Raw genomic sequence first — 11,123 nt, forward strand, 5'->3', positions numbered from 1 at the left:
ATCGCCGGCGTGAAGGCGGGCGAGTTCGACTAGTCCCAATTAGGTAACAAAGAGCCCCTCGGCTAGTGCGGCTTGCCGAGGGGCTCTTTCGTGGAACAACTAACCCGATGCCCAGTCTAGGGCGATGTGACCTTGATCACGAGGTTTGGTCAGTGGGAGCAGGCTGGGAGCAAGCCGCTCCCGGCCGGTCCCCGCGAACCTCGGTCATTCCAGGTGGTTCACCCCGCCCGAACTGGAAAAACTCTCTCCAGAGCAGGTCATCGGATCGGTAAGACTTGCTTTGGGAGCAGGGGGCCGCAGGTTCAAATCCTGTCACCCCGACACGTAATACGAGGTAGAGGCCGTCTTCGATTTCCGGGGGCGGCCTTTCCCGTTCTCCGGGCGGCCGATCGCATGGCCGGAAACGGCCGTTCGGCGAGGGCCCGCGGCGGATCGTACGGTGAGACCCTGCCCTACGGAGGCGGGATGTGCCGGGAGCTCTACGGAGCGTGCCGTGCGGCGAGCGGGACGTGCCGGGAGCGGGCCGAGCGGATCAGACGGTGCCGCTGAAGAGGGCCCAGACGGCCTTGCCGCCGCGGTCGAGGTGGTCCCAGCCCCAGCACTCGCTGTAGGTCTCCACGATGTAGAGGCCCCTGCCGTTCTCGGAGACGAAGTCCGGCTCCTTGGGGGTGGGGACCTCGTCGCTGGGGTCGGCCACGGCGAGCAGCACGTGGGGCGACAGGTGCAGCAGCATCAGGGTGATCGGGGTGGTCTCGGCCTGACTTGCCGGGCACAGTGCGTAACGGACCGCGTTCGTCACCAGTTCCGAAACTACTAGCGCTGCGTCATCACTCAGTTCCGACAGACCCCAGTCGCTCAGTGTCGATCGGGTCACATCTCGCGCGGTCTTCACGGAATCGGCCTGCCGGGGGAGCGGGCACGCCGTGGCGTCGGAGTGATTGGCCCCGAGCAGTTCGTCGAAGCCGACCTCGCGAGTCGCCTGCAGGTAGTCGGCAGCCGATTTTGGCTCCTCCACCATCCTGCCGGTACCTCCCGCTGTCATCGTGAGTCTCCGTGCCAGTTGTGAGTTTTCAGAGCCTGTGCACCATAAGCCCAATATGCACTAGGCCATCATGGGTCACCGGAACGTCCGCTGCAAGACCCAAATGCACGTGCAGTTGCAATGTGCAGCAGCATGAGCGGTTACGACAGGAAGTTGGCGAATCGGACACGGTGTTGAGACCTTGTCATCGAGGCCGGAAGTGGTGACACTGTGTGCGCTGGCCCAATTGAAGAGGGAGGCGAAGTGACGCAGGTTCAACAGGGATCAGGTCCCACAGCTCTGCGTATCCTTTTGGGCTCCCAACTGCGCCGGCTGCGCGAGACCAAGGGCCTGTCACGGGAAGAGGCGGGCCACCTGATCCGGGGCTCCGAATCCAAGATCAGCAGGATGGAGCTCGGACGGGTCGGCCTGAGGGAGCGCGATGTCGCCGACCTTCTCACCTTCTACGGTGTGGAGGACGAGGCGGCCCGTTCGGCGGTGATGGACCTCCTGCTCAGGGCCAACGAGCCCGGCTGGTGGCACCGGTTCAACGACCTGCTGCCCTCGTGGTTCCAGACCTACGTCGGCCTGGAGGAGGCGGCCTCCCGGATCCGCACCTACGAGGTGCAGTTCGTGCCGGGCCTGCTCCAGACGGAGGAGTACGCCAAGGCGGTCATCACCGCGGGGAGCGCCGGAGTCGCCCCCGAGGAGATCGTTCGCCGCGTCGACCTGCGGATGGAGCGCCAGCAGGTGCTCGACCGGGCCGACGGGCCGTTCTTCTGGGCGGTCATCGACGAGGCGGCCCTGCGGCGTCCCATCGGAGGCTCCGAGGTGATGCGGGCCCAGCTGGAACACCTACTGGACCTCATGCGCCAGCCCAACATCACGATTCAGGTGATGCCGTTCAGTTTCGGCGGCCACAGCGCGGAGGGCGGGGCCTTCAGCGTGTTGCGCTTCCAGGACCAGGAGCTCCCCGACGTGGTCTACGTCGAGCAGCTCGCCAGCGCCCTCTATCTGGACAAACGAGAGGAAGTCGACCGCTACAGCGAAGTCATGGAGCGGTTGTGCGCGGTCAGCACCACCCCGGGTGAGACCACCGACATCCTGAGGCGCATCATCAAGGAGAACTGAACAAGCAGCGGTCGCTCCGAGGTGTAGGTCTGCCCTAGACTGGCCAGCGGCGCTGGACACCCGCCACAGTGGAGCATGCCCTAATCTCGCATGTCTCGACGGCTGTGCCCGGTGCCGCTCATGTGGGCGCGGCGCGCGAGCTTGCCGCGGTAGCCGTACGACTTGACGCGCCCGCGATCACTCGAAGCTTGATCAAGGAGACCACCCCGTGAAGACCGCTGTGGAGGAGCTCAGCCCGACTCGGGTCAAGCTCACTGTCGAGGTGCCGTTCGAGGAGCTCGGCGAGAGCCTGCAGGCGGCGTACAAGAAGGTCGCGCAGCAGGTGCGCGTTCCCGGCTTCCGCCCCGGCAAGGTTCCGGCCCGGATCATCGAGCAGCGTTTCGGCCGCGCGGTGGTGCTGGAGGAGACCCTCAACGACGCCGTGCCGAAGCTGTACGGCCAGGCCGTCGACGCGAGCGACATCTTCCCGGTCAGCCAGCCGGAGATCGAGGTCACCAAGATCGAGGACGGCGAGCAGGTCGAGTTCACCGCCGAGGTGGACATCCGCCCGAACTTCGACGTTCCCGACTTCCAGGGCCTCGAAGTGACCGTCCCGGTCGCCGAGGTGTCCGACGAGGACGTCGACGCCCAGCTGGACGGCCTGCGCCAGCGCTTCGCGACGCTGACCGGCGTCGAGCGCGCCGCCGCCAACGGCGACTACGTCGTGATGGACCTCGCCGCCGCGATCGACGGTGTGAACATCGAGGAGCAGCAGGCCAACGACGTCTCCTACGAGGTCGGTGCCGGCTCGGTGCTGCAGGGCCTGGACGACGCGCTGGTCGGCATGTCCGCCGGTGACACCAAGGAGTTCACCACGAGCCTGGTCGGCGGCGAGAACGCCGGCGAGGAGGCCGTGGTCACCATCACCATCAAGAGCGTCAAGGAGAAGGTCCTCCCTGAGCTCGACGACGAGTTCGCCCAGCTCGCCAGCGAGTTCGACAGCCTCGACGAGCTCAAGGACAGCATCCGGGAGCAGGCCCGTCGCAACAAGCTGATCGACCAGGTCGTCCAGGCCCGCGAGAACGCCCTGGACGCCCTCCTCGCCAAGATCGACATTCCGCTGCCGGAGAGCGCGTTCAAGGCCGAGGTCGACAGCCGCAAGCACAACCTCGAGCACCAGATCGCCGAGAGTGGCCTGAGCAAGGAGGCGTACTTCCGCCTCTACCAGACCACCGAGGAGGAGCGCTACGCCGAGTTCGACGACAACGCCGCCAAGGCGCTCAAGACCGGCTTCGTCCTCGACAAGATCGTCAAGGCCGAGGAGCTCGGTGTCAGCGAGCAGGAGCTGACCAACTTCGTGGTGCGCCGCGCCATGCAGATGAACGTCGCCCCGAACACGCTCGCCCAGCACCTCGCCGACAACGACCAGCTCACCCTTGCCATGGTCGAGATCGTCCGGGACAAGGCCAAGAGCGTCGTCGGCGACGCCGCCAAGGTGACCGACGAGGCCGGCAACGAGGTGGACCTCAAGGCCATCTACACCGAGATCAACGGTGAGGAGTCCGCCGAGGAGGACGCCGAGGAGTCGGTTGAGGACTCGGCTGAGAAGCCCGCCGAGGCCGAGGCCGCCAAGTAGGTCCCGCCGCGACGCGCCCGACGCCCCCCGACGTGCCTGGCACGGCGGGGGGCCTCGTCGTTTCCCGGTGCCGCCTCTCCCGTCCCGGTGAGGGGGGCGGGCGCCGTCTGGACGGCGCTGAGGGGCCGCGAGCCGTAGCCGGGGGCGGTGCTTGCCCGGGAAACGGCTGTTCCGTGCCAGGGATCCGGCGCCGACACGCTGGCCGGCCTGGGTGGAAACTGTTCCCGAGAGGCCGTGCGAAGGGGCTTGGGACGGGGTGATGAGCATGCGCCGTCAGCGAACAGCACCTGGAGGGGGCATGTCCGGTGGGCGGCGCGCGTTAAGGTCACAAGCAAAGCCAATCGATTACGACGCATCGGAAGGTGACGCTGTGACCAGCCCGCCGACCTTCTACCAGCCGACCGGCTCCGGGCCCGAGTCGATGAGCCAGCCGAACGGCTCGTTCAGGCTCGAAGACCAGCTCTACCAGCGGCTGCTGCGTGAGCGCATCATCGTGCTGGGCACCCAGGTCAACGACGAGATCGCCAACCGAATCTGCGCCGAGCTGCTCCTGCTCGCCGCGGACGACCCGGACCGGGACATCTGGCTCTACATCAACTCGCCAGGCGGATCGGTGACCGCCGGTATGGCGATTTACGACATGATGGAATACGTGCCGAACAATGTGTGCACGGTCGCGATGGGTCTGGCCGCTTCCATGGGCCAGTTCCTTCTCTGCGCCGGCGAGAAGGGCAAGCGCTACGCCCTGCCGCACGCCCGCATCATGATGCACCAGCCGTCCGGAGGCATCGGCGGTACCGCCGCCGACATCGCCATCCAGGCGGAGCAGATGCTCTACGTCAAGAAGACTCTTGCCGAGCGCATCGCCTTCCACACCGGTCAGCCGCTTGACCAGATCGAGGCCGACTCCGACCGCGACCGCTGGTTCACGGCGGAAGAGGCCAAGGACTACGGCTTCATCGACCAGGTCGTCCGTAGCGCGCGGCAGGTGCCCTCCACGGGCGCCGTCTCCTGAAGGGGCACAAGGTGAGTGAGTTGATCCGGCCGGGAGACATCAACGGCCGTTATGTTCTTCCCTCCTTCGTCGAGCGCACGTCCTACGGCGTCAAGGAGATGAACCCGTACAACAAGCTGTTCGAGGACCGCATCATCTTCCTCGGCGTGCAGGTGGACGACGCGTCGGCCAACGACGTCATGGCCCAGCTGCTGACGTTGGAGTCCCTCGACCCCGACCGTGACATCAGCATCTACATCAACTCGCCGGGCGGGTCGTTCACCGCCATGATGGCGATCTACGACACGATGCAGTTCGTCCGGCCGGAGATCCAGACCGTCTGTCTCGGGCAGGCGGCCTCGGCCGCGGCGATCCTGCTGGCCGGCGGCACGACCGGCAAGCGGTTCGCCCTGCCGAACGCCCGCATGCTGATCCACCAGCCCTCCACCGAGGGCGGCGGTCAGGGAAGCGACATCGAGATCCAGGCGCGGGAGATCCTGCGCATGCGTTCGCAGATGGAGACGATCCTGGCCCGGCACTCGGGCAAGACGCCCGCCGAGGTCCGCAAGGACATCGAGCGCGACAAGATCCTCGATGCCGAGGAGGCCAAGGCGTACGGGCTGATCGACGACATCATCCCGTCCCGCAAGAAGCTGGCCAAGGCCATAGCCTCTTAATGAGGCCTATCGCACCGGAACGGTGCCCAATTGGGCACGTTCCGGTGCGACTCGCCGCTAGGGGGCTCACTGAGGGCTCAGAAGACGGTAACGTCGAAACCTGAGCGGGATGACTTTTCGTACCGGGTATCGGGCCGGTCGGAAGAAACGGACCGCGGCAGCCAGAGCGGTCCCACGCAAAGGAGTATCTGGGGTGGCACGCATCGGCGACGGGGGAGACCTGCTGAAGTGCTCTTTCTGTGGGAAGAGCCAGAAGCAAGTCAAGAAGCTCATCGCCGGACCCGGCGTATACATCTGCGATGAGTGCATCGATCTCTGCAACGAGATCATCGAAGAGGAGCTCAGCGAGTCCTCGGAGCTCAAGTGGGACAGTCTGCCCAAGCCGAGGGAGATCTACGAGTTCCTCGACGCCTACGTCATCGGTCAGGACCAGGCGAAGAAGGCACTCTCGGTGGCGGTGTACAACCACTACAAGCGGGTGCAGTCCGGTGAGCGCGGGCGTGACGACGGCATCGAACTGTCCAAGTCCAACATCCTGCTCCTGGGCCCGACCGGATCCGGCAAGACACTGCTCGCCCAGACGTTGGCGAAGATGCTGAACGTGCCGTTCGCCATCGCCGACGCCACCGCCCTGACGGAGGCGGGCTACGTGGGCGAGGACGTCGAGAACATACTTCTCAAGCTGATCCAGGCCGCTGACTACGACGTCAAGAAGGCCGAGACCGGCATCATCTACATCGACGAGGTGGACAAGATCGCTCGTAAGAGCGAGAACCCCTCGATCACCAGGGATGTCTCCGGTGAGGGCGTGCAGCAGGCCCTGCTGAAGATACTGGAGGGCACCACGGCGAGCGTGCCGCCGCAGGGCGGGCGCAAGCATCCCCACCAGGAGTTCATCCAGATCGACACCACCAACGTGCTGTTCATCTGCGGTGGCGCCTTCGCCGGCCTCGAAAAGATCATCGAGTCCCGGGTCGGCAGGAAGGGCATCGGCTTCAACGCCATCATCCACTCCAAGGAGGATGTCGACTCCTCCGACATCTTCGGCGACGTCATGCCCGAGGATCTGCTGAAGTTCGGCATGATCCCCGAGTTCGTCGGCCGTCTTCCGGTGATCACCAGCGTGCACAACCTCGACCGCGACGCGCTCATCCAGATCCTCACCGAGCCGCGCAACGCCCTGGTGAAGCAGTACCGGCGCCTGTTCGAGCTGGACAACGTCGAGCTGGAGTTCACCGACGACGCCCTGGAGGCCATCGCCGATCAGGCGATCCTGCGCGGCACCGGCGCGCGTGGCCTGCGGGCCATCCTGGAGGAGGTCCTGCTGTCGGTGATGTACGAGGTGCCCTCCCGCCAGGATGTGGCCCGCGTCGTCATCACCCGCGAGTCGGTGCTGGAGCACGTCAACCCGACGCTCGTACCACGTGACCAGCTCAACAAGCAGCAGCGGCCGCCGCGCGAGAAGTCCGCGTAACCCGTCCGCACGGCGACGCCCCCGCAGAGTCACTTGGGTTCTAATGATCCCCGCAACACCCTGAAGTCAGGGAGCTGCGGGGATCCCTAGAATCCGCCAGTCACTCTGCGGGGGCGTCGCCGTCTCCGGCGGTACGGCCCCGTCCCCGGCCTTGACCGGATCGGCCAGTGAGAAGGGAGAGGGCGGGTGCCTCAGCGGGAGGGGGCGGAGGAGCGGATGAGAGTGCTGGCCCGTACCGAGCTGTGCACGGTGAAGGCGACGGCGTCGCCGAGATAGCGGTCGTCGGACCACTCCAGCGGACGGTTGTCCGGGTCGGTGGTACGGCGGAGCTCGCGCAGCAGGGCGCTGTGGGGACGGACGCCGAGCAGCCGGGCGTCCTCGGCCTCGGCTGTGATCGCGCTGACGGTGTGCTCGGCGTGGGCGAACACCACGCCGAGTTCCTCCAGCCGGGCGGTGACGGACTCGTCGCCGGCGTCGGCGATGATCCCGCCGACGAGGGTGCCGATCCGTTCCACGTAGGCGGTGCGCTCGACCATCACCGGTCGGCCGGACAGCAGCCGGACGCGGGTCAGGTGGTAGATCCGGGTGTCGGCGGAGAGCTCCAGCCGCTCGGCCTCCAGGTCCGTCGGCTCGCGCCGGACCAGCTCCACCATCCGGACGCCCGAGGTCTCACCGATCGACGCCGCCCACCGGGAGAAGCTGTGCAACTGGCTGAAGCTCTGCCTGAGGGCCGGTCCCAGGACCAGCCGCCGGGTGCCCTTGCGCGAGGAGATCAGCCCATCGGCCGCGAGCACGGTGAACGCCTGGCGGACGGTCCCCCGCGAAGCCCCGTGCCGCTCCGCCAGCTCGCTCTCCGACGGCAGCCGAGAGCCCGGCGGGTAGGTCCCGTTGGCGATGCCTGCGCGTAGTTCGTCGGCAAGCCGCCGGTAAAGAGTCGACATGTATGGATAAGCTAGAAGATGTATAGACACCTTTCAAGTCTTGAGACCATGGGACATCGACCACCCGGACGTCCCTAGAATTGGACACCGTGACGACGCCAGAGCTGCCCACCCAGTACACGCCCGCCGACGTGGAGACCCGGAGCTACGAGCGCTGGGTGTCGGAGGGATATTTCACCGCGGATCCGAGCAGCGAGCGCGAGCCATACAGCATCGTCCTGCCCCCGCCGAACGTGACCGGTGTCCTGCACATCGGCCACGCCCTCGACCACTCCATCCAGGACGCGCTGACCCGCCGCGCCCGCATGCGTGGCCAGGAGACGCTCTGGCTGCCGGGTATGGACCACGCCGGCATCGCCACCCAGAACGTCGTCGAGCGTGAGATCGCCAAGGACGGTCTGTCCCGGCACGACCTGGGCCGGGAGGCCTTCGTCGAGCGCGTGTGGCAGTGGAAGGAGGAGTCCGGCGGCCGGATCCTCGGCCAGATGCGGAAGCTCGGCGACGGTGTCGACTGGTCGCGCGAGCGCTTCACCATGGATCCCGGGCTCTCCCGCGCCGTCCAGACGATCTTCAAGAAGCTCTTCGACGACGGGCTCATCTACCGCGCAGAGCGGATCATCAACTGGTGCCCGCGCTGCCTGACCGCGCTGTCGGACATCGAGGTGGAGCACAGCGAGGACGAGGGCGAGCTCGTCTCGATCCGGTACGGCGACGGCGACGACTCCATCATTGTCGCGACCACCCGAGCCGAGACCATGCTCGGTGACACCGCCGTGGCCGTGCACCCGTCCGACGAGCGTTACGCGCACCTGGTCGGCCGAGAGGTCGAACTCCCGCTCACCGGGCGCCGGATCCCGGTCGTGGCCGACGAGCACGTCGACCCCGCCTTCGGCACCGGCGCGGTCAAGGTCACCCCGGCGCACGACCCGAACGACTTCGAGATAGGCCGCCGCCACTCGCTGCCGTCCATCACGGTCATGGACGAGCGCGGCGTGGTCACCGCTCACGGCCCGTTCCAGGGACTGGACCGCTTCGAGGCCCGGCCCGCGGTCGTGGGCGCCCTGCGCCAGCAGGGCCGGATCGTCGCGGAGAAGCGGCCCTACCTCCACTCGGTCGGGCACTGCTCGCGCTGCAAGACCGTGGTGGAGCCCCGGCTCTCGCTGCAGTGGTTCGTCAACGTCTCCCCTCTGGCCAAGGCCGCCGGTGACGCGGTCCGCGACGGCCAGACGAGGATCCACCCGCCGGAGCTGGCCAAGCGCTACTTCGACTGGGTCGACGACATGCACGACTGGTGCATCTCCCGGCAGCTGTGGTGGGGCCATCGGATCCCGGTCTGGTACGGCCCGGCCGGCGAGGTCGTCTGCGTCGGACCGGACGAGGAGCCGCCCGCCGGTTACGTCCAGGACCCGGACGTCCTCGACACCTGGTTCTCCTCCGGCCTGTGGCCCTTCTCCACCCTGGGCTGGCCGGACAAGACGCCGGAACTGGCCAAGTTCTACCCGACCTCCGTCCTGGTCACCGGCTACGACATCCTGTTCTTCTGGGTCGCCAGGATGATGATGTTCGGCCTGTACGCGATGGACGGCCGGCCTCCGTTCCGTACGGTGGCCCTGCACGGCATGGTCCGCGACCAGTACGGCAAGAAGATGTCGAAGTCGTTCGGCAACGTGGTGGACCCGCTCGACTGGGTCGAGCGCTTCGGGGCCGACGCCACCCGCTTCACGCTGCTGCGCGGCGCCAACCCCGGCTCCGACGTGGCGATCAGCGAGGAGTGGGCCGGAGGCTCCCGCAACTTCTGCAACAAGATCTGGAACGCCACGCGCTTCGCGCTGATGAACGGCGCCGCGGTCGGCGAGCTCCCGGTCGAGGAGCTGACCGCGGCCGACAGGTGGATCCTGTCGCGGCTCCAGGAGATCGTCGCGTCGGTGGACGCGGCCTTCGAGGACTTCGAGTTCGCCAAGGTCTCCGACCTGCTGTACCACTTCGCCTGGGACGAGGTCTGCGACTGGTACGTGGAGCTCGCCAAGATCCAGATCGCCTCGGGCCAGGAGCACACCCGGCTCGTGCTGGGCCACGTCTTCGACTCGCTCCTGCGGCTGCTCCATCCGCTGGTGCCGTTCGTCACCGAAGAACTGTGGCGGGCGGTCACCGGGGGCGAGTCGATCGTCGTCGCCCCGTGGCCGACGGTCCAGGAGTCGTTGCGCGACCCCTCGGCCGAGGAGGAGGTCCTCGCCGTCCAGGGTCTGGTCACCGAAGTCCGCAGGTTCCGTTCCGACCAGGGCCTCAAGCCCGGTCAGCGGGTCGCCGCGCGCCTGTCCCTGACAGGTACGGCTCTCTCCTCGCACGAGGGCGCGATCCGATCGCTCCTCCGGCTCGACCAGCCGTCGGAATCCTTCGCCGCCACCGCCCGCCTCGATGTGGGCGGGATCGTCGTGGAGATCGACACGGCGGGGACGATCGACGTGGCAGCCGAGCGCAAGCGCCTGGAGAAGGACCTCGCCGTGGCGCGGAAGGAGGCCGCCCAGGTGGCGGCCAAGCTCGGCAACGAACAGTTCATGTCAAAGGCGCCCGATGACGTGGTGACCAAGGTCCGGGCCCGTGCGGCTCAGGCCGACCAGGACATCACGCGGCTGGCCGCCCAGCTGGCGGCGCTCCCCGCCGGCTGAGCACGCGTCTGAGGTGCGTTCTTGATCGGGAGCCCGGAGTCCGTTGACTCCGGGCTCCCGCGTTTGGGGGCCCCTGGCCCAGGGAAGACCTAGTTGTTACCGCGAAGTGGGTCATGGCAGCCCGAGTGGACTGCTAGAGTTCATCAAGCAGGACGAGCTCCTGCACTCCCCTCTAAAAGATCACCGAAAATCTGGTTCTGTCTGCACGGTTGGACAAGGCCTGAATGTCGGAGTAAGTTAGAAGGGTTGCTCCGGAGACGGGGCGGTCGGAATTCCGGTAAGACCAGCTAGATCAAGTCAAGTGGTTCCAAACGGGCCGGTTTGACACGAAAAAGCGGGCCTGAAAGAATAAAGACACAACGGAACGAACGAAACGCCCCGGACGCCGGGCCAGTTGGCCGGGAAGATGGAGAACGCGTCCGTTTCTTGAGAACTCAACAGTGTGTTAAAAGCCAGTGCATGAAGCACAACCCCGTCCAACCCACTTTTAGTGGGGGACGGATTCCTTTGGTTGATACATCCGGATGCGAGTCCGGGTGCTTTCAGTCGGGAAAACCTTTCAAACATTGTTTGGAGAGTTTGATCCTGGCTCAGGACGAACGCT

8 protein-coding genes are annotated in these 11,123 nt (G+C 66.4%); 6 read left to right on the forward strand and 2 right to left on the reverse strand.

Annotated features, from left to right (window positions below; all coding sequences use genetic code 11):
- Nucleotides 1-532 precede the first annotated feature (532 nt).
- Nucleotides 533-1,042, reverse strand: coding sequence for an ATP-binding protein (locus BM085_RS42090; RefSeq protein WP_245790012.1), 510 nt, complete (start codon nucleotides 1,040-1,042; stop codon nucleotides 533-535).
- A 243-nt stretch (nucleotides 1,043-1,285) separates the two neighbouring features.
- Between BM085_RS42090 and BM085_RS42095 the strand changes: the two genes are divergently transcribed.
- The 5 genes from BM085_RS42095 (at nucleotide 1,286) to clpX (ending at nucleotide 6,912) form a co-directional block, all read left to right on the forward strand.
- On the forward strand, nucleotides 1,286-2,152 hold the full coding sequence (locus BM085_RS42095) for a helix-turn-helix domain-containing protein (protein ID WP_093892317.1): 867 nt from the start codon (nucleotides 1,286-1,288) through the stop codon (nucleotides 2,150-2,152).
- A 208-nt stretch (nucleotides 2,153-2,360) separates the two neighbouring features.
- On the forward strand, nucleotides 2,361-3,767 hold the full coding sequence (tig, locus tag BM085_RS42100) for a trigger factor (RefSeq protein ID WP_093892318.1): 1,407 nt from the start codon (nucleotides 2,361-2,363) through the stop codon (nucleotides 3,765-3,767).
- A 370-nt stretch (nucleotides 3,768-4,137) separates the two neighbouring features.
- Nucleotides 4,138-4,782 (forward strand): ClpP family protease, encoded by a 645-nt coding sequence (locus BM085_RS42105; protein ID WP_012893708.1) that lies wholly within the window; start codon nucleotides 4,138-4,140, stop codon nucleotides 4,780-4,782.
- An 11-nt stretch (nucleotides 4,783-4,793) separates the two neighbouring features.
- On the forward strand, nucleotides 4,794-5,438 hold the full coding sequence (locus BM085_RS42110; protein WP_093892319.1) for an ATP-dependent Clp protease proteolytic subunit: 645 nt from the start codon (nucleotides 4,794-4,796) through the stop codon (nucleotides 5,436-5,438).
- Between the two features lie 193 nt (nucleotides 5,439-5,631).
- Nucleotides 5,632-6,912: an ATP-dependent Clp protease ATP-binding subunit ClpX gene (clpX, locus tag BM085_RS42115; protein ID WP_012893706.1), complete on the forward strand. Its 1,281-nt coding sequence runs from the start codon at nucleotides 5,632-5,634 to the stop codon at nucleotides 6,910-6,912.
- Nucleotides 6,913-7,103: 191 nt separating this feature from the next.
- On the opposite strand, the gene BM085_RS42120 is transcribed toward clpX, so the two are convergent.
- The gene (locus BM085_RS42120; protein WP_093892320.1) at nucleotides 7,104-7,853 is read right to left on the reverse strand and encodes a GntR family transcriptional regulator; all 750 of its coding nucleotides are present in this window, start codon (nucleotides 7,851-7,853) and stop codon (nucleotides 7,104-7,106) included.
- Nucleotides 7,854-7,933: 80 nt separating this feature from the next.
- Between BM085_RS42120 and BM085_RS42125 the strand changes: the two genes are divergently transcribed.
- On the forward strand, nucleotides 7,934-10,519 hold the full coding sequence (locus BM085_RS42125; RefSeq protein ID WP_093892321.1) for a valine--tRNA ligase: 2,586 nt from the start codon (nucleotides 7,934-7,936) through the stop codon (nucleotides 10,517-10,519).
- The last annotated feature ends 604 nt before the right edge of the window (nucleotides 10,520-11,123 follow it).

The sequence above is a fragment of the Streptosporangium canum genome (assembly GCF_900113865.1).
GTDB lineage: Bacteria > Actinomycetota > Actinomycetes > Streptosporangiales > Streptosporangiaceae > Streptosporangium > Streptosporangium canum.